This is a genomic window from Roseateles sp. (genome assembly GCF_049240545.1).
Lineage (GTDB): Bacteria > Pseudomonadota > Gammaproteobacteria > Burkholderiales > Burkholderiaceae_C > Paucibacter_A.
In genome coordinates, this window is the sequence record NZ_JBMLSK010000224.1 from 1 (window position 1) to 17,891 (window position 17,891).

The 17,891-nt window shown below is 64.6% G+C and carries 13 protein-coding genes and 1 pseudogene; 6 read left to right on the top strand and 8 right to left on the bottom strand.

Features of this window, described 5'->3' with window-relative positions:
- Positions 1-405: 405 nt before the first annotated feature.
- The 4 genes from ACOVRJ_RS15675 to ACOVRJ_RS15690 all read right to left on the bottom strand — a co-directional run bounded on the left by ACOVRJ_RS15675 (position 406) and on the right by ACOVRJ_RS15690 (position 6,800).
- The gene (locus ACOVRJ_RS15675) at positions 406-1,836 is read right to left on the bottom strand and encodes a M16 family metallopeptidase (RefSeq protein ID WP_422044766.1); all 1,431 of its coding nucleotides are present in this window, start codon (positions 1,834-1,836) and stop codon (positions 406-408) included.
- 20 nt (positions 1,837-1,856) lie between these two features.
- Positions 1,857-3,239 (bottom strand): M16 family metallopeptidase, encoded by a 1,383-nt coding sequence (locus ACOVRJ_RS15680; protein WP_422044767.1) that lies wholly within the window; start codon positions 3,237-3,239, stop codon positions 1,857-1,859.
- Positions 3,240-3,425: 186 nt separating this feature from the next.
- Positions 3,426-5,573 carry a prolyl oligopeptidase family serine peptidase gene (locus ACOVRJ_RS15685; RefSeq protein ID WP_422044768.1) on the bottom strand — a complete coding sequence of 716 codons (2,148 nt, stop codon included), beginning with the start codon at positions 5,571-5,573 and terminating at the stop codon, positions 3,426-3,428.
- 156 nt (positions 5,574-5,729) lie between these two features.
- A complete protein-coding gene (locus ACOVRJ_RS15690; protein WP_422044769.1) occupies positions 5,730-6,800 on the bottom strand; it encodes a GlxA family transcriptional regulator in 1,071 nt (356 codons plus the stop codon).
- Between the two features lie 42 nt (positions 6,801-6,842).
- On the opposite strand from ACOVRJ_RS15690, the gene ACOVRJ_RS15695 reads away from it, so the two are divergent.
- The gene (locus tag ACOVRJ_RS15695) at positions 6,843-8,075 is read left to right on the top strand and encodes an MFS transporter (RefSeq protein ID WP_422044770.1); all 1,233 of its coding nucleotides are present in this window, start codon (positions 6,843-6,845) and stop codon (positions 8,073-8,075) included.
- Here the strand turns inward: ACOVRJ_RS15695 and ACOVRJ_RS15700 are convergent.
- A complete protein-coding gene (locus ACOVRJ_RS15700) occupies positions 8,020-8,985 on the bottom strand; it encodes a DMT family transporter (protein WP_422044771.1) in 966 nt (321 codons plus the stop codon). The two genes, ACOVRJ_RS15695 and ACOVRJ_RS15700, sit on opposite strands and share 56 nt — an antisense overlap.
- A gap of 172 nt (positions 8,986-9,157) precedes the next feature.
- Here ACOVRJ_RS15700 and ACOVRJ_RS15705 point away from each other — a divergent pair, with 172 nt between their 5' ends.
- From ACOVRJ_RS15705 to ACOVRJ_RS15715, 3 genes are all read left to right on the top strand, one after another.
- Complete coding sequence (locus ACOVRJ_RS15705; protein ID WP_263539587.1) at positions 9,158-9,619, top strand: Lrp/AsnC family transcriptional regulator; 462 nt, start codon at positions 9,158-9,160, stop codon at positions 9,617-9,619.
- A 3-nt stretch (positions 9,620-9,622) separates the two neighbouring features.
- Positions 9,623-10,186 (top strand): NUDIX domain-containing protein, encoded by a 564-nt coding sequence (locus ACOVRJ_RS15710; protein WP_422044772.1) that lies wholly within the window; start codon positions 9,623-9,625, stop codon positions 10,184-10,186.
- A 131-nt stretch (positions 10,187-10,317) separates the two neighbouring features.
- Positions 10,318-11,235: a diguanylate cyclase gene (locus ACOVRJ_RS15715; RefSeq protein ID WP_422044773.1), complete on the top strand. Its 918-nt coding sequence runs from the start codon at positions 10,318-10,320 to the stop codon at positions 11,233-11,235.
- 9 nt (positions 11,236-11,244) lie between these two features.
- On the opposite strand, the gene ACOVRJ_RS15720 is transcribed toward ACOVRJ_RS15715, so the two are convergent.
- Complete coding sequence (locus ACOVRJ_RS15720; protein WP_422044774.1) at positions 11,245-12,558, bottom strand: solute carrier family 23 protein; 1,314 nt, start codon at positions 12,556-12,558, stop codon at positions 11,245-11,247.
- Between the two features lie 357 nt (positions 12,559-12,915).
- Here ACOVRJ_RS15720 and ACOVRJ_RS15725 point away from each other — a divergent pair, with 357 nt between their 5' ends.
- Positions 12,916-14,595, top strand: coding sequence for a glycosyl hydrolase family 18 protein (locus tag ACOVRJ_RS15725; RefSeq protein WP_422044775.1), 1,680 nt, complete (start codon positions 12,916-12,918; stop codon positions 14,593-14,595).
- A 71-nt stretch (positions 14,596-14,666) separates the two neighbouring features.
- A pseudogene (locus tag ACOVRJ_RS15730) lies at positions 14,667-15,215 on the top strand (cysteine hydrolase family protein).
- 16 nt (positions 15,216-15,231) lie between these two features.
- Here ACOVRJ_RS15730 and ACOVRJ_RS15735 read toward each other — a convergent pair.
- Together ACOVRJ_RS15735 and ACOVRJ_RS15740 are read right to left on the bottom strand one after the other, a co-directional pair.
- The gene (locus ACOVRJ_RS15735; RefSeq protein ID WP_422044776.1) at positions 15,232-15,960 is read right to left on the bottom strand and encodes a phosphatase PAP2 family protein; all 729 of its coding nucleotides are present in this window, start codon (positions 15,958-15,960) and stop codon (positions 15,232-15,234) included.
- 375 nt (positions 15,961-16,335) lie between these two features.
- On the bottom strand, positions 16,336-17,891 hold a 1,556-nt coding region (locus tag ACOVRJ_RS15740), incomplete at its 5' end, for a YDG domain-containing protein (RefSeq protein WP_422044777.1).

Here is a 17,891-nt window from a genome sequence, read left to right on the forward strand (position 1 = left end):
GTATAGCGGCATGGAGCGCCGCTTATCAAAGCTGACGTCGTAATAACCGCCTGCATCAATGAGGAGCTAAGTGCTTGTTGGCACTGACTTTTTTCGCAGATGAACTGTTTTTTCATACAGTATTAAAATTCACGCGAAAAGCCGCGCCTGTTACAAACACGCTACCCGGTTCGCGCGGCCCCTGCAAGCGAACAACAGGCGCTGATGATGCCGTCAGTTCACGACCTTATCTCTGAGTTTGGAGCCGGGCGGCTGACATCGCATCATGGCAAGAGGCGGAAGCCAAGGACTTGATACCTGAGACCAGCCCCTGCGGCTTCAGGTGGTGGCGAAGCGGGCGCCAGTTCCTTGCTCAGCGCCGCCGACCTGGGCACACAGCAACTGCCCAGGTCGGCTGCGGAAAACTCAGCGGCTCACCTTGAACTCGCCAAATTCCTTCAGCTGCTCGGCCACGCCCTTGTCACCCACCACGATCAGCGACTGGCTTTCGGGCGAGAAGTAGGTCTTGCCGATCTCGCGCACCTGCTCGGCCGTGACCTTTTGGATCAGCGGCACATACTGGCCCAGGTACTCGGCGGGCAGGCCGACCAGCCAGTTGCTGGCCAGGGTCTGCGCCACTGCGCCTTGCAGCTGGGTGGTCAGCAGATAGCTGCCGGCCACATAGCGCTTGGTCATTTGCAGTTCCTCGGCCGGTACCAACTCGGTGCCGATGCGGCGGTATTCCTTGATGAACTCGTGCAAGGCTGCGCCGGTGACTTCATTGCGCACATCGGCACCGCCGGTGATGGCGCCGCCGACCCGGTAGGAGCGCGCACCGGCGCTGGCGCCATAGGTGTAGCCCTTTTCCTCGCGCAGGTTCTGGTTCACCCGGCTGGAGAAACCGCTGCCCAGGATGGTGCTGGTCAGGCGCAGCGCCACTTGGTCGGCGCCATTGGCGGGCGCGCCCGGGCGGCCCAGGCGCACGGTGGATTGCACGCTGCCTTCGCGCTCCAGCAAGACATGCTGGGGCTTGGCGGTCACCGGCGAAGCGGCGATCTCGGCTGGCGCCGGGCCGCTGGCCACCCAGTCACCAAAGGCGGCTTGCGCCATCTTCAGGCCCTCGTCCGCCGAGACGCGGCCGGTGATGACCAGCAGCGCACGGTCGGGACGGAAGCGCTTGGCATGCTCCGCGCGCAGGGCGGCGGCGGTGGTGGCTTCGATGGACTCGGCGGTTTCCTGGCTACGGCCGTATGGGTGATCGCCGTAGATGGCCGCGCTCAGCGCCTTGCCGGCTCGAAAGCCGGGCTGTGCACTGGCCACCTTGAGCGCCTGCAAGGCGTTGGCCTTGGCCAGCGCGACCTCGCCCTCGGGGAAGGCGGGGTGGCGCGCCACCTCGGCCAGCAGCTGGGTCATGCGCTGGGCATGCGATTTGAGCGCATAGGCGGTCAGCGTGATGCCGTCGTTAGCCGCCGTGGCGGCGACACCCCCGCCCATGCCCTGGGCGGCCTCGGCAATGGCGCGCGAGTCGCGCTGGGCCGTGCCTTCGTTCAAAAGGCCAGCCAAGAGCTTGGCCTGACCGGGGGCGTTGGCCGCATCGGCGCCGAAGCCGGCGCCCCGTATCGCCAGGACATAGTCCACGCGCGGCAGGCCCTGGCGCGGCAGCACCCAGACCTCCAGGCCATTGGCCAGCGTCTTTTTGCTGATCTGTGGCACCTGGATGGGCTTGTCTTGCCCGTACTTGGGAAGCTCGGCGGGCATCTTGATCGCTTCGGCAGCAAAAGCGCCCAGCGGCAAAGCCAGCAAGGCAGCAACACAGGCAGCAAGAGCGATGGTGTTCAGCTTGTGATGGATCATCATGGTGAAGGTCTCCCTCGCGTTCAAGGCTTGGTGGCGGCGTCGGCAGTTGCAGGAGCAGCCAACATGGCCACCGGCTTGCGGTCGATCACCGAGCGGTTCGCCACGGTCAGATAGGTCTTGGCCACGCGCTGCACATCGGCCGAGGTGACGGCTTCAATCCAGCCGGGGATCTGGTTCACCACCTTGGCGTCGCCCCACAGGGCTTGCAGCTTGGCCAAGGTGTCGGCGCGGTTCAAGAAGCTTTCCAGGCCGTTGTACCAATCGGCCAGCAAGCGAGTCTTGACGCGTTTGAGCGTGGCTTCGTCGACGCCGTCCTTCACCACCTTGGCGATTTCTTCGTCCATGGCGGCCAGCAGCGCATCAGCCGTGGTGGTGGGCTTGTAGAGCGCAAAGACGGTGAAGATGGTCGGGCCGTCGTATTCCCAGATGCTGGTCAAGCCGTAGAGCGAATCGACATTGAGCGCCAGCTCGCGGCCCTTGATCAGGCCTTGATAAAAGCGCGAAGCATCGCCGCCGGCCAGCAGCTCGCCCAAAACGGCCATGCCGGGCTGGTCTTTGCTACCGCGATCGGGCATCTTCCAAGCGGCGGCAATGGCCGGCACCTGGGCCAGCTTGTCGCTTTGCTGCAGGCGTTTCTCGGCGGTGTTCAGGCCCTCACGGAAGTCGCTGGGCGCCGGTGTGGGGCGCTTGGGGATGGCAGCAAAGTACTTCTCGGCCAGCGCAAAAGCCTGGGCCGGCTTGATGTCCCCGGCAATCGACAGCACCGCATTGTTGGGGCCGTAGTAGTCGCGGTGGAAGGCGCGCACATCGTCCAGGCTGGCGTTCTCCAGATCCTTGAAGCTGCCATAGCCGTCGTGGTTGTTCTCCCACTTCTCAAAGGCCAGGCCGCCGATGTCGATCCACATGAAGCCGCCATAGGGCTGGTTCTGCACATTGACGCGGATCTCTTCCTTCACCACGTCTTGCTGGTTCTTCAGCGTGGCAGCGTTGAAGTCCAGCGTCTTCATGCGGTCGGCTTCCAGCCACAGGATGGGTTCGAGCGCCGAGACCGGGGCGGTCTCGATGTAATTGGTGAAGTCCGGGCGGGTGGAGCCGTTGTTATTGCCGCCACCGCCGGTAATGACCTTGTCGAACACGCCCTTGGGTGCCTTGGGCGTGCCCTGGAACATCAGGTGTTCAAACAAATGCGCAAAGCCGGTGCGGTTCTTGGGTTCCAGGCGCATGCCCACTTTGTAGACCACGCTCACGCCCACGGTCGGCGAGCTGTGATCCTCAGACACCACCACGGTCAGGCCGTTGGCGAGCTTCTTGCTGCTAACCGGCAATTGCCACTGATCGGCCGCTTGCGCGGCCAGCGACAGGGCCAGGCCCGCAGCCAGGGTGAACAAAGAGAGTTTGCGCATGGGCACCTCGTTGAGAAAAGTACAGGGGACTCAGGACAAAAGAAACGGACCAATACAGCGCTTGGTTTTCGTCGCGAGCGGCCGTCAGGCTAGGCGGAGGGGGGCGCAGGAACCGGAACGTACTTCCTGTACGTGAGGATTCCGAGCATCCCTCCAACGACGCATGGCGGCCGCGCAGCAGAAAACTCAGGGAGCCGGCATCTTGAAGGTGTTGGCGATGAAGGCCAGCATGTCGGCGCGCTCCTCGATGATCTTGGAGGTGGGCTTGCCGGCGCCGTGACCCGCTTGCGTCTCGATGCGGATCAGCTTGGGTGCCGGGCCGGTGTCGGCCGCCTGCAAGGCCGCGGCGTACTTGAAGCTGTGCGCCGGCACCACGCGGTCATCGTGGTCGCCGGTGGTCACCATGATGGCCGGGTAGTTGACACCCGACTTGATGGTGTGCAGCGGCGAGTAAGCCAGCAAAGCCTTGAATTCATCGGGCTTGTCGCTGGAGCCGTAATCGGGCTCCCAGGCCCAACCGATGGTGAATTTCTGGTAACGCAGCATGTCCATCACGCCGACTTGGGGCACGGCGGCACCAAACAACTCGGGGCGCTGATTGACCACCGCACCGACCAGCAAGCCGCCGTTGGAGCCGCCGTTGATGGCCAGTTTGGACGGCTGGGTGTACTTGTTGGCGATCAGCCATTCGCCGGCGGCGATGAAGTCGTCGAACACGTTTTGCTTCTTCAGCTTGGTGCCGGCCTCATGCCAGGCCGAGCCGTACTCGCCGCCGCCGCGGATCGAGGCCAGCACATAGACGCCGCCCATCTTCATCCAGGTGGCAGCCGTGATGCCGTAACCCGGTGTCATCGGCTGGTTGAAGCCGCCATAGCCGTACAGCAGGGTCGGGTTGCTGCCGTCCAGCTTCAGGCCCTTTTTGTGGGCAATGAAGACCGGGAAGCGGGTGCCGTCCTTGCTGGTGACAAAGGCGCGTTCGGTCACGAACTGATCGGCATCAAATGCCGTTTGCGGGCGCTTGAACAGCTCGACCTTGTTGCTCGCCACGTCAAAGCGATAGATCGAGCTGGGCGCGGTCAGGCTGGTGTAGTTGAAGAAGGTTTCCTTGTCGGACGCGCGGCCGGCGAAGCCACTGGCCGTGCCCACGCCCGGCAGCTTGACTTCGCTGAGTTCACGGCCATTGAGCGCGTGAACCCGCACCACGGTCGAGGCATCGCGCAGATAGCTCAGCAACAACCGGCCGCCCACCACCGAGGCGCTGGTCATGGCGTCTTGCCCTTCGGCCACCACGGTTTTCCAGGGCTGCTTGCCAGAGGCCTTCAGATCGATGGCGATCAAACGGCCGCGCGGGGCGTCTTTGTCGGTCTTGACGATCAGGCTGTTGCCTTGCAAGGCCACCGGCACATAACTCGCGTCGAACGCCAGGCTGATGGGCTTGGGCTCGCCGCCCACAAAAGCACCCTTGACCAGGGGCAGCAGCATCAAGCCGTTCTTCTCGCCGCCCTTCCAGACGGTGATGAACACGGCCTTGCCGTCGTCCGACACCTCGGCACCAAAGCCCCATTCTTTTTCATTCGGATTGCTGGCCACCAGTTGATCGGCCGATTGCGGCGTGCCCAGGCGGTGGTAGTAGAGCTTTTGGTAGTAGTTGGCGCCGGTCAGCGCTGCGCCCTCGGCAGGCGCGTCGTAGCGCGAGTAGAAGAAGCCCTTGCCGTCGGGCGTCCAGGAGGCGCCGGAGAACTTCACCCATTCCAACTTGTCGGCCAGGTCTTTGCCGGTGCTCAAGTCACGCACCTTCCAGGTCTGCCAGTCGGAGCCAGCGGCGGCCACGCCATAGGCCAGCAGCTTGCCATCGCGCGAAGCAGCATAACCACCCAAAGCGGCGGTGCCGTCCTTGCTCAGCGTGTTGGGGTCCAGCGCCACGGTGGGCTCGGCCTTCAGCGACTTGGCGGTATAGAGCACCGCTTGCTGTTGCAGGCCGTTGTTGCGGGTCCAGAAATAGCGGCCGCCTTCCTTGAAGGGAATGCCGAACTTCTCAAAATTGAACAGCTCGGTGTAGAGCTTGCGCACCGGCATGCGCTGCGGCATCGCTTCCAGGAAGGCATCGGTGACCAGGTTCTGCGACTTGACCCAGGCCTTGGTCTGCGCACTGTTGTCGTCTTCCAGCCAGCGGTAGGGGTCGGCCACCACGGTGCCGTGGTAAATGTCGGTCTGCTCAACCTTGGCGGTGACCGGGTAGGTCGGCGCGGTTTGGGCCTGCGCTGAACTCAGCGCGAACAAAGTCAAAGCGGCCAGAGCCACGGCCTTGTGGGCCATTGTCTTTTTGAAAGTCATCAAATTCGTCCTGTTGTCTTCGCCTCAGCCTGACTGGAAACACCCGGCCAGATTTGCGCTGCAAGTGATGTGCGGCAAGGGCTGCCGCATTCTGGCAAGGAAGCCGGGGTATGACGAAAGCCACCCCCGGGGTTTGACCCAGTGAAAACCCGCGGTTCAGCCCTTCGGGCTTGAAAAGCGCTGCCGATACTGCTGCGGCGTGATGCCGGCATGGCGCTTCAGGCTGCGCTGCAAGCTGTCCACCGAACCAAAGCCGGCGCGCTGCGCCACCCGCTCCAGAGGCCAGGCGTTTTGCTCGAGATAGGACTTGGCGCGATCCAGGCGCAGAGCTTCAACAAAGCGGGCCGGCGTCTGGCCGGTCTCGCTCTGGAACAAGCGGGCGAAATGGCGCTCGCTCATGTGCGCGCGCTCGGCCAGGGTGGCCACGCTGAGGTCTTGGGCTGGGTGCTCCACCATCCATAGCAGCAGCGCGGCCAGGCGGCGCTCGCTGCTGCTGCCGCCCTGGCCGGCCTGCTCAGCCCGGCTGGCCTGGGTCTGCGCCTGCAGGCCAGCCGAATACTGCGACTGCCCGCCAGGGCGGCGCAAGAACAGCACCAGATTGCGCGCCACCTGCAAGGCCAGGGCCTGGCCCAGATCGGCCTCCACCAGCGCCAGCGACAGATCAATCGCCGCCGTGATGCCGGCCGAGCTGTAGAGCGGCGGGTCGGCCACAAAGATGGCGTCGGGCTCCAACATCACCTGGGGGTAGAGCGCCGCCAGCCGCTCGCAATACTGCCAATGCGTGGTGGCGCGGCGGCCATCCAAGAGCCCCGCCGCCGCCAAGGCAAAGGCCCCGGTGCAAACGCTGCCCATGCGCCGCACCTGGCCCACGCGCCGCTGCAACCAGGGCACGACTTTGGGCACCGAGCCGGGCTGCTCCAGCACATCGTCATTGCCGCCCACCACCAAGACGGTGTCGATGACGCCGCGTACCGCCGCCAGCGCCGTCGTGGGCCCCAGCTGCAGGCCCGAGTTGCTGGTGATGGGCCCGCCTTCAGGTGAGGCCAGCAGCAGGCGATAGGGCGCCGGGCGGCCTGCCTCTTGGCAATAGGTGTTGGCCTTGCTGAAGACCTCCCAGGGGCCGGTGACGTCGAGCGACTGGCAGCCCTCGTAGACCACCAGCACGATGGTCTTGGTCGGCTCGGCATCGGAGCCTCTCTGTCTAGCTTTGGCAGCTTTTGCGGTCATTGTGTCAATTCAGCCATACGTGCTCAGCATAAGCTCTGCGACATGAAATCACCAAACCCCTTGTTCACCGTCCGCCTATTGGTCCTCAGCCAAGCGCTCTTTGTGTGCGGCTCGGCCATTGGCCTCACCTTGACCGGCCTGGTCGGCGCGATGCTGGCGCCGAGTCGCGCGCTCGCCACCCTGCCCTATGCGCTGGTGACGCTGGCCACGGCCTTCAGCACCATTCCGGTCTCGCTGCTGATGCTGCGCTGGGGGCGGCGCCGTGTTTTCATGATGGGCAGCGCGGCCGGTGCACTGGGCGGGGCCTTGGCAGCCTGGGCGATTGTGCGCAATGACTTTCTGCTCTTTTGCCTGGCCAATATGGGCCTGGGCCTGTTCGCCGCCAGCGCCCAGTACTACCGCTTCGCCGCCAATGAGGCGGCACCGGCCGAGCACAAGGCGCGTGCGATTGCCTGGGTCATCAGCGGCGGCGTCTTGGCCGCGCTGATCGGGCCCACGCTGGCGGCCTGGGCACGCGAGGCGGTGCCGCGCCACAGCTTTGCCGGCTCTTACTTGGTCTTGGCGGGGCTGGCTTTGTTGTCGGCGCTGGTGCTCAGCCGACTGGGCTTAGGCCAAGCCGCCACGCCAGTGGGCGCTCAAGCTGCAGACACCCACGACAAGACGCCACTACACCAGCTCCTGCGACGACCGGTCTTCATCACCGCCGCCGGCCACAGCGCCTTGGCCGCCGGCTTGATGATGTTTGTGATGACCTCCGCGCCCTTGGCCGTGCTGGGCTGCGGCCTGGGCGTGGACCAGGCGGCCTCGGTGATCCAGTGGCATTTGCTGGCCATGTTTGCGCCGGGCTTTTTCAGCGGCCGCCTGATTGCGCGCTGGGGTGTGCTGCGGGTGCTGTGGCTGGGTGCGGCCTTGTTTGGCGCCGGCAGCCTCTTGGCCTTGAGCGGGCTGAGCCTGCCGCATTTCGGCCTGGCCTTGATGCTCAATGGCGCGGCCTGGCATTGCATGTTTGTCGGCGCCAGCACGCTGCTGACACAAGGCCTCGCGGCCGACAGCCCGGCCGACCGCGCCCGCGCTCAAGCCGCCAATGAGTTCATCACCGCCAGCGTGGCGGCCAGCTGCGCTTTGTTGGCAGGCTGGGTGTTTGAGCGCTATGGCTGGGCCACGGTGCAAGCAGCCATCTGGCCGGGCCTGCTGACGGCAGCGGCGCTGGCCGCTTGGTTCAGCGGGCGCGCTGGCTCCACAACACCCCCGCCGCAATCAGCAGCATGCCGATGAGGGTGGCGCCGTCCGGCCGCTCGCCAAACAAGGGCACGGCCAACAGTGTGGCCAACACCGGCGTCAAGGCGCCCGCGGTGGCCGTGCGCTGCGCCCCCAAACGGGTCACGGCCAAGCTGTAGCTCATGGTGGAGATCAGGCCCACACCCAGGCCTTGAATACCCAGTTGCAGCAGCAACTGCTCACGCGAGAGGCTGGGCAAAGCGAGGCTGCCCAAGCCGCCTTGGCCGATTTGCCAGAGCAACAAAGGCAGGAGCAAGAGCAGGGAGACGCTCGAGATCATGGCCGCTGCTTCGATGGGCGCCAGCTTGGCCTCACGCAAGGCCAAGGTGTAGGCCGACCACATCAGGCTGCCCAGCAGGAACATGGCGTAACCCTGCGCCAGTTCGGCATGACCCGCCTTCATGGCCAGCATCGTCGCAATGCCGGCGGCAATGCACAGCAAGGCCGGCCAGCGGGACAGTGCCGCGCGCCCATGCAAGGCCGCCGCCAGCAGTGCAGTGAACAGCGGCAAGGTGCCGGGGATCAGCGTGGCCCCATCGGACACCGGCGCATGGCGCATGCCCCAACCGGCCACCAGGAAGTAGGGCAGACCGGCTCCGGCCACGATCAAGACCCAGAGCTTGACCGGCACGGCCGCAAAGCGCTCACGCCGGTGCCAAAACAAGGGTGCCAACAAAAGCCCGGCCGGCGCAAAGCGCAAAAAGGCCAGCTCGGCCGGCGGCAAGGCCGCACGCGCACCGGCGCGCAAGGAGATGAAGAAGGCCGCCCAGATGCACAGCGTCAAGGCCAAGGCGGCCCAACCCAGCAGCTCGTGCCGCCCAAAAGCCGCGCCCTGGCTTGCCTGAGGCGCTGCGGAGGCTGAGGATGAAGCAGCAAGGGAAACCGAAGGGACGACAGGGCTGGACATGGGGCGCTCGAAATCAAAAGGCAAATGCCGCCCAGACAGCGTGCGGCATGGAGCGAAATTTTCCGGCGCAGACACAGGCGAATTCGGCCCTATTCACGTCAGTCAGCCCTGAAATTGAGCGATTTCAAGCTCTATGATTCTGAAAATTGATGGAAATCACCCAAACCTACCCATGGACCGCATCGACCTCCAATTGCTGGAACTGCTGCAGCGCGACGGCCGCCTGAGCATTGCCGAACTGGCCGAGCGCGTGGCCTTGTCGCAAAGCCCCTGCGCGCGCCGGCTCAAGCGCCTGGAAGACGAAGGCTTTATCGCCGGCTACCGCGCGGTGCTGGATCGCAAGGCGGTGCAGCTGGCGACCACGGTCTTCGTCAATGTGCGGCTGATGCACCACCGCGAAGATGCGGTGCAGCAGTTCGAGGCCGCCATGGAGGCCATGGCCGAGGTGGTGGCCTGCCATGTGGTGTCGGGCGCGCACGACTATCTGCTGGAGGTGGTGGTGAACGAGTTGAGCAGCTACGAGCACATCGTGCGCCGCCTGCAGGCCCTGCCCATGGTGCAAGACATCACCAGCAACTTCGCCATCCGCTGCGTCAAGAGCGGCGCGCCCCTGCCTTTGAAAATGGGGCTGTGAGCCATGCCGACGAATGTCAGAGCGGCGATACGCGCCGAGATCGAGAGCATTGAAGCGCTGGACGCGCTCGAAGCCCAGCAGCGCCAAGAGGCCTTGGTCTGGGTGGACTCGGGCGCCGAGTTGGCGCGCTTGGCCAAGCCGGCCACGCCGCCCATGCATTTGGTGTCTTACTTTGCGGTGGTGGCGCCGGGACACCTGCTCTTGGTGGACCACAAGAACGCGCAGCTCTGGCTGCCCTCGGGCGGCCATGTGGAGCCGGACGAACACCCGCGCGAGACGGTGGCTCGCGAGCTGATCGAAGAACTCGGCTTCGCGCCGCCGCACCCGATCGGCGCGCCGCTGATGATCACCCGCAACGACACCGTGGGCCTGACGGCCGGCCACACCGATGTGTCGCTTTGGTATGTGGTGCAGGCCAGCCGCGATCAGGCGCTGCACTTCGACCGAGACGAGTTCCACGCGGTGCGCTGGTTCGCCTTTGACGAGGTGCCGCTCGAGCGCAGCGACCCGCATATGGCCCGCTTTCTGCGCAAGCTGGCGGCTCAAGAAGCGACCAAGAGCGGCTGAATGCCACGCCTGGGTCGGAGGTGAGCTTTCGGCAGCTCGACATTTGAGGCGCCGCTCGGGCTACGATGGGCTTGTAAGGAATTCACATTTCGCCGCTTTGTCCAGCCGCCTTTCTTGAAGCTAGGTCACGCATGGCACTCCCGACCCCCGAAGCCTTGGCGCTGCAGTTGATGGCGCTGCATGCCGACAGCCCGCAGCCGGTGGCGCTGTTCGATCCGAACGATGTGCTGTGCTTCGCCAACGAGGCTTTCTGCCAGACTTTCCACACCCGCCCGGACGGCCACACCCGCTGGATTGACATGATGCGCGCCAACCTGGCCCAGCAGCGCGGCAATGTGGTGTCTTCAAGCGATCAAGAAGCCTGGCTGGCCAGCGCCGCTTCACGCCGGGGCAAGCAGCCCTTCCGCGCTTTTGAAGCCGATCTGCAAGACGGCCGCTGGATCTGGATGAGCGAGACCACCCATGCCAATGGCTGGATGCTGTGCTGCGCCAACGACATCACCTCACTGAAGACCGATGACCGCGCCCTCCGGCAGGAGCGCGACAAGGCCTTGCGCGCGGCCCTGACCGACCCCTTGACCGGTATCAGCAATCGGCGCCACCTCTTGCAGCAGCTGGACCAGCAGGTGGCCAGCTTTCAGCAGAACGGCCCGTCCGTGGCGCTGGCCGTGCTGGATCTTGATCATTTCAAGTGCATCAATGACAGCCTCGGTCATGACGCCGGCGATGCCGTGATCCGCGACTTTGCCCTGAAGCTGCAACAAAGCAGCCGTCGCGGTGATGGCTGCGGACGCGTCGGCGGCGAAGAGTTCATGCTGGTGATGCAAGAGGTGGACACCCCGCAAGCGCTGGCCATTCTGAATCGCCTGAAGGACTTGGTTGCCGTCTCACGCCCGCTGCCCGAGCACGCCGAGCGCGGCTACACCTTCTCGGTGGGCCTGGCCCTGGCCCGGCAGGGCGAGTCGGCCGAGCAATTGTGCAAACGCGCCGACCAGGCGCTCTACCAAGCCAAGGCCCAGGGGCGCAACCGCTGCTGCGTGAGCCCCTGAACCGCCGACTCAGTGGCTGGACTTGGCCACCGACGCCGCCTTCTTGCCACCCAAGGACAACAGGGCATAAAGCAAGATGGCACCGAAGGTCGCGGTGCCGATGCCGCCTAGCGACATACCGCCAAATTTGAGCGTGTAGTCGCCGGTGCCCAAAATCAGGCTGATGGCCACCACCATCAGATTGCGGCTGTCGGAAAAGTCGACCTTGTTGTCCACCCAGATCTTGGCCCCGGCCACCGCGATCAGGCCGAACACCACGATGCTGACGCCGCCCATCACCGCCAGCGGAATGGCCTGGATCAGCGCGCCGAACTTGGGGCTGAAGCCCAGCAGCACAGCCAGCACGGCAGCCACGACAAAAATGGCCGTCGAGTAGATGCGCGTCGCCGCCATCACGCCGATGTTCTCGGCATAGGTGGTGACGCCAGTGCCCCCTGCGGCACCGCTGACCATGGTGGCCACGCCATCGCCCATGAAGGCACGGCCCATATAGCGGTCCAGATCCTGCCCTGTCATCGCGCTGACGGCCTTGATGTGGCCCAGATTCTCGGCCACCAAGATCAAGACCACCGGAGCGATCAGCAGAATGGCATTGGCCTCGAACACCGGCGCGGCAAAGCGCGGCAGGCCAAACCAAGCCGCCGAGGCCACGGCGCTGAGGTCAATCGGCTTGCCCAAACCCAGACCATTGGTCAGCAAGGCATAGACCAGGCTGGCCAGCAAGAGACCCAGCAAGATCAACAAACGCTGCGCCATGCCGCGCGAGTAAACGGCGACCAGGGCCACGCTGACGAAGGTGAGGCCTTGCATCCAGGCATCAAAACCCGTGGGCGCCATATTCTTGATGGGGATGGCGGCAAGATTCAGGCCGATCACCGCGACCACCGCACCGGTCACCACCGGCGGCATCAAACGCTCAATCCAGGCGGTGCCGACCGCACTGACCAAGGCACCCACCAGGAAGTAAAGCGCACCACAAATGATGATGCCGCCCAGCGCCACACCGATATTCGCGTTAGCGCCACTACCACCATAGCCGGTGGCAGCGATCACCACGCCGATGAAGGCAAAGCTCGAGCCCAGATAGCTGGGCACCCGGCCGCCCACCATGAAGAAGAAGATCAGCGTGCCAATGCCGCTCATCAAAATCGCCACATTCGGGTCAAAGCCCATCAGCAGCGGCGCCAAGACGGTGGCGCCAAACATGGCGATCACATGCTGCAAGCCCATGGCCAGGGTTTGCGGCCAGGGCAGGCGTTCATCGGGAGCGACAGCGCGGCCCTGCGAAGCGCTGACCTCGCGCCATTGAGTCAAAAAGCTCATAAGTTTTTTCATCCAAGTTGTGCTGCAGCAGTGTATTGAGCTTGCCGGGCGGCGGACTCCGGGGCATTACTCATGCGCGGCCGGACCTGGGTGGTCATGCACTGGCCTGCCTTCGCCACGGCCGGCCCTGCGGCGGCTTGATGGGCATAAGTAAGCAAATATCAACAGCCCTCTCCAGTTGTAAGAATTGGACTGGAATTGGTAATACCGTTTGATGGCTGGAGCTTGGCTGCGGCACATTCACGCTCAAGTGCGGTGCCGCAGTCAAAAAAAGAAACCGCGCGTCAGGGGCTCAAACCCGGCAGAAAAGAAGAAATAAATCTGCCCCGGTATTCCAACGCAACTCGATCACCCATCATGAAAAAACTCACTGCTTTGTCCTTGGCCCTGCTGGTTCAATCGGCTTTTGCAGCCAGCCCGGAATGGAAGCCCGATACCTTTTATGCCGCCGGCACGGTGGTGACTTACCAAAACAAGGAATACCGCGCACTGGTGAATCAGGTGGACTACACCAGCACCGGCTGGAACCCCACCAACACCAGCTTGTGGGCACCGGTCAGCGGCAGCACCCCGGCACCCAGCCCCGCGCCTGCGCCCGCTCCGGCCCCAAGTCCCGCCCCGGCGCCGCCCGCCACCGGAGGCGGCACTTGCGACTTGCCCTGGGACGCCAATCAGGTCTATCTGGGCGGCCAGAAGGCCAGCGTGAACGGCCAAAGCTACAGCGCCAAGTGGTGGACCCGCGGGGACAATCCCCTCACCGCCAGCGGCCCGGCCGGCAGCGGCAAGCCTTGGACGGCGCTGGGCGCTTGCTCTGGCACGGCACCGGCGCCTTCGCCAGCCCCTTCTCCAGCACCTTCGCCGGCACCGGCTCCTGCCCCCGCGCCTTCACCGGCACCCGCCCCAGCGCCCGCACCCAGCGGCGCCCTGCCGCCAGAGGCCCTCAGCGCCAATTCCACTGGCCGGGTTTATGTCGGTTATTACCCTTCCTGGAGCGATAACTGGTTTGACGCCACCGGCAAAACTGCCGCCGAGGTTTACAAACTCAGCAAACTGGCACGCATTCCGGCCAATTACACCCATGTGATGCTGTCTTTTGCCGACCCGAGTTTCAGCTGGGCCGGTCTCAGCAGCAATACCTGGTCAGGCACGGGCATCAATTTCAACGGCCGACCTTCGGATATCAAAGCGGCCATTGATGTGCTGCACAAACGCAATATCAAGGTGATATTGGCGGTGGGCGGCGCCACCTATGGCAATTGGACGGCTTTGGCCGCCGAGGGCGTGGCCGGCCAGGGGCCCATCATCAATGCGCTGGCCCAAATCATGCGCGACTTGAATATCGATGGCCTGGACGTTGACTATGAACTCGACGCCAATGTGGACCAGTACGCCAATGCCACCAAGGCCATGCGCCGGGCGGTGGATCTGGCCGGCAATGGCCGCATCCTCAGCGCCGCCGGCTGGTCCACTGGCGCGGACTGCACCGCCGCGACCAGCGCCCAAGCCGCGTGCTCGGGGCGCCTGTCGTACTGGGGCGGCAATGCCGGCCGCGAGCGCCAGCTGGCAGCGCTCTACCCCGCCGTGGCGCAGAGCCTGGACATGGTCAATGTGATGTCGTACGACGCCCGCTTCGAGAACTACGACGGCGTGACCGCCTGGAACGATTACCGCGGCCTGTTCCCCTCCAAGACCATTGTGTCCATCGGCTTCGAACCCGCGCCCGAAGGGTGGGCCGGCGGCAATTTGGTCGCCAATGACGCCGACGCCCAGTGCACCGGCTCGCGCAATTTGAAGACGCAGTATGGCGCCACGCTGAACCTGCCTTACTCGGTGGAGCGTTACAGCAATGCGGTGCTGAAGAGCCAGCATCCCAACCGCAATCCGCGCGATGGCGCCATGCTGTGGAGCATTCTGAAGAGCGCCACCGGCGCTTGCGGCACCGCTGTTCTGGCCTCGCCCGGCAGCATCGGCAAAAAGGTCGCCGAGGTCTTTGTTCAAGGCAATGACCCGCTCTTGCAAACGGCGGAGTGGAAGTAAGGCGGGACCCAAACTCGCAAGCCCAGCGCATCTGGGCCTGAGCCGCCCAAGGCCCAGGCCCAGCCCCGCACATGACTACTACTTCGTCCCCCGCTCTCATCATCATCGACATGCAAAAAGGCATGGCCACGGCAGGCCCGCGCAACAACCCCGAGGCGCAAGATCGCGTCGCTGAGCTCTTGGACGCCTGGCGCGCTGCGGGGCGGCCGGTGGTGCATGTGCGGCACTTGTCGCGCTCGGTCGGCTCGCCGTTTTAGCCCGGCCAGACTGGCGCCGAGTTTCAAGATCGACTCGCGCCACTGGCCCACGAGCATGTGCTGGACAAGCATGTCACCGACGCCTTTGCCAACAGCGGCCTGGAGCATTGGCTGCACCAGCGCGGCATCCGCGAGCTGGTGTTTTGCGGCGTTGGCACGAATATGTCGGTCGAGGCCACGGTGCGCAGCGCCGGCTGCTTGGGCTTCAGCTGCCACATGGTGGCCGATGCCTGCTACTGCTTTGATCGGCCCGACCTCGATGGCCGTCCGCGCAGCGCCGAAGACCTGCACCGCGTGGCCTTGGCCAATCTGCAAGGCGAGTACGCCCAAGTCTGCGAAAGCGCCGCCTTGCTGGCGCTCTGAAGCCGAGCACTGAGCTTCAGACGCGCCGGGCCAGCTTGCGCGCCAACAAGACAAACAACACGGCCCAGGCCGCGCCAAAAGCCCAGCCGCCGACCACATCGGAGGCCCAGTGCACCCCGAGCGCGATTCGGCTCAGGCCGATCAGCACCGCCATCAGGGCCGCAGCAAAGAGGATGAAGGCACGCTCCGCCAATCGGGCGCGGCCACTGGCCAACAGGGCACCCAGGCTCAAGAACACCAGCGCCGAAATGCTGGCGTGGCCGCTGGGGAAGCTCAAGCCCGAGGCCACCATATCGGCGAATGCCGGATCGGGCCGCGAACGGCCGAACGCCGTCTTCATCACGAAGACCGCCAAAGAACCGCTGATCACTGAAGCCGCGAGCAAATAGGCTTGCAAGCCGCGCCCGAGCAGCAGCAGGTAGAGCACAGCCATGATGGTCAGCAAGCTCAGCACCAGAGTGCTGCCGACACCGCTCAAATCACGCATCACGCTGCCCAAGCTCGCATGCTCGGCACGCAGGCGCTGGGCGGCGTGCAACAGCGCCACATCGAGGCTGCGCGTGCCGCCTTCGATGACTTCACCGCTGACCTCCAAGAACAGCCAGGCCAACACGGCCGCCAAGCCGCCGAGGAGCAAGGACTTGAGCACCGAGCGATAGGCATTGCCTACCTGAATGGCCTCGGCAGCCTTGGCGGTCTCGGAGTGAGGATTCGAAATTTCAGCGACAGGGGAGGACTTCTGCATCAAAACGATTGGACTCTTCAATAAAAGCAAGACGGCCTTGCGGCCCAGCCCGGCAGTTTAGAGCCCCATCTTCCCCCAGCTGATGCCAGCGCCGCACTTGGGCGTTTGCTGCGCATCGCAGCTGAACGCGAATGAACTGGGCTGGGCCAGATATCCGCTGAGACCGGAGGTCAGCTTAGTGCCCAAAGCTGTCGCCCATCGCGCGAGTAAGCCCGACGCTAGATGGCTGGCAGCTGCCCTTCGATTGCAGCGAGCAAACGACCGCTGCTGCCGACGCCGGCCATTGATCGTCTCATTGGGAGAAAGCCTGCTGCGTCACTCGCAACTGCCGATCAACGAATTCGCGGAGCAAAACCGTCAGGACATTTTGATCCGTCAATCGGCCCGTTCCGCGATCACGATGATGGTGCTCTGCCCGCCGATCGTGACCCGTAGCTGGTAAGGGAGTGCGCCGTCAGGTACCGCGCTGGCAACAAAGCTGCGAGTGCTGGCATCAATACGTAGCCAGGCCGGTAGCGCGCCGCCGCTCAAGGTGGTGGCGCTCGGGGTGGCGCCACTGGTATCGGCCGCGTTAAACAGAGCTTCCGGCAGCATGAATTTGAAGCCGCTACCGGCGGTGGCCGTGCTGCGCGGCACCAGGACGCTGACGATGCCGGACTGGGCAGCGTCCGGACTACGCGTTACTGTCACGGCGATGCCGGGTGAACCGGCTGAATTCCCCGCCAAGTCGGAACTTGCAGCCGTTGAGGCGGTGGTGTTTGTCGGTGTTGCGGCCTTTGCGGCTTCTGCTGCGGCTGCGTCTGCGCTGGCCTCTGCGGCGGCTTTGACGGCAGCAGCGGCGGCGGCAGCGGCCGCAGTCGCAGCGGCATCTTTCGTGGCGTCGCTTGCGGAGCCTGTCTCGTTCGCGGGGGAGGTGGTCGCGCCACCGGCCCCGTTTCCGAGCGGCACGGCGCTTGACTCGGGGCTGACAGGAGCCGAAGGCGCCGGCGCGGGACTAGGTCCAGCAGTCGGTGCTGGTGCAGCAGCAGGAAGGGTCAATCCCACCCCGCTTGGAGGCTGCGCCGGAGCGGGCGGCGCAACCGGCGGGGCCGGCGGCACGGGCGCGACGGGCAAGGCCGTGATGTTTGCTTTCGTGCTGGCGGCAATGGTTAGCGCTTGGTAGTTAGCGGCATCGGCCCCGCCGAGTGTCATGGCGGTGATCGTGACCACCTTGCCTAGCCCGGCTTGGGCATTGTCAAACTCACCTTGCGCTTGCGTGAGGCTCAACTGGTCGCCCGCGATTTGGCCGACAAAACCGGCTTGTAGCAGGTTCAGGCTTGCCAGCGTCGTGCCGTCTTCGACCTTGTTGGCAGCGGTGATGCCGGTGATGGCGCTGATGGGCGCCTTCTCGATCGTCGCGCTGGTGCTGGCCGTGTTGCTGCCCAGCAGATAGTTCTCGGCATCGCTGCCGCCCAGGCTCAGGCCGGTGATGGCCACCGTTTTGCCGTTTGCGGCCGTCTTGTTGGCGAAGGCGCCGCTGGCGGTGGCAACGCTCAAAACGTCGCTACCGATCTTGCCTGTGAAGGCGGCGCCACCGCTGTTCAGCGTGGCGGCCGTTGTGCCGTCATAGACCTTGTTGGCGGCCGTGATGCCGGTGATGGTGCTGATGTGGGCCTTGTCGATGTTGGCTGTGGTGCTGGCGGTGTTCGAGTCCAGCACATAGTTGCCCGCATCGTCGCCGCCCAGGCTCAGGCCGGTGATGGCCACCGTTTTGCCGTTCGCCGCCGTCTTGTTGGCGAAGGCGCCGCTAGCGGTGGCGACGCTTAAAACGTCGCTACCGATCTTGCCTGTGAAGGCGGCGCCGCCGCTGTTCAGCGTGGCGGCCGTTGTGCCATCGTAGACCTTGTTGGCGGCCGTGATGCCGGTGATGGTGCTGATGTGGGCCTTGTCGA

Excerpts from the sequence above, each read along its gene's own strand:
- ACOVRJ_RS15675 (WP_422044766.1), bottom strand. The coding sequence starts at position 1,836 with ATGATGATCCATCACAAGCTGAACACCATCGCTCTTGCTGCCTGTGTT.
- ACOVRJ_RS15680 (WP_422044767.1), bottom strand. The coding sequence starts at position 3,239 with ATGCGCAAACTCTCTTTGTTCACCCTGGCTGCGGGCCTGGCCCTGTCG.
- ACOVRJ_RS15685 (WP_422044768.1), bottom strand. The coding sequence starts at position 5,573 with ATGACTTTCAAAAAGACAATGGCCCACAAGGCCGTGGCTCTGGCCGCT.
- ACOVRJ_RS15690 (WP_422044769.1), bottom strand. The coding sequence starts at position 6,800 with ATGACCGCAAAAGCTGCCAAAGCTAGACAGAGAGGCTCCGATGCCGAG.
- ACOVRJ_RS15695 (WP_422044770.1), top strand. The coding sequence starts at position 6,843 with ATGAAATCACCAAACCCCTTGTTCACCGTCCGCCTATTGGTCCTCAGC.
- ACOVRJ_RS15700 (WP_422044771.1), bottom strand. The coding sequence starts at position 8,985 with ATGTCCAGCCCTGTCGTCCCTTCGGTTTCCCTTGCTGCTTCATCCTCA.
- ACOVRJ_RS15705 (WP_263539587.1), top strand. The coding sequence starts at position 9,158 with ATGGACCGCATCGACCTCCAATTGCTGGAACTGCTGCAGCGCGACGGC.
- ACOVRJ_RS15710 (WP_422044772.1), top strand. The coding sequence starts at position 9,623 with ATGCCGACGAATGTCAGAGCGGCGATACGCGCCGAGATCGAGAGCATT.
- ACOVRJ_RS15715 (WP_422044773.1), top strand. The coding sequence starts at position 10,318 with ATGGCACTCCCGACCCCCGAAGCCTTGGCGCTGCAGTTGATGGCGCTG.
- ACOVRJ_RS15720 (WP_422044774.1), bottom strand. The coding sequence starts at position 12,558 with ATGAGCTTTTTGACTCAATGGCGCGAGGTCAGCGCTTCGCAGGGCCGC.
- ACOVRJ_RS15725 (WP_422044775.1), top strand. The coding sequence starts at position 12,916 with ATGAAAAAACTCACTGCTTTGTCCTTGGCCCTGCTGGTTCAATCGGCT.
- ACOVRJ_RS15735 (WP_422044776.1), bottom strand. The coding sequence starts at position 15,960 with ATGCAGAAGTCCTCCCCTGTCGCTGAAATTTCGAATCCTCACTCCGAG.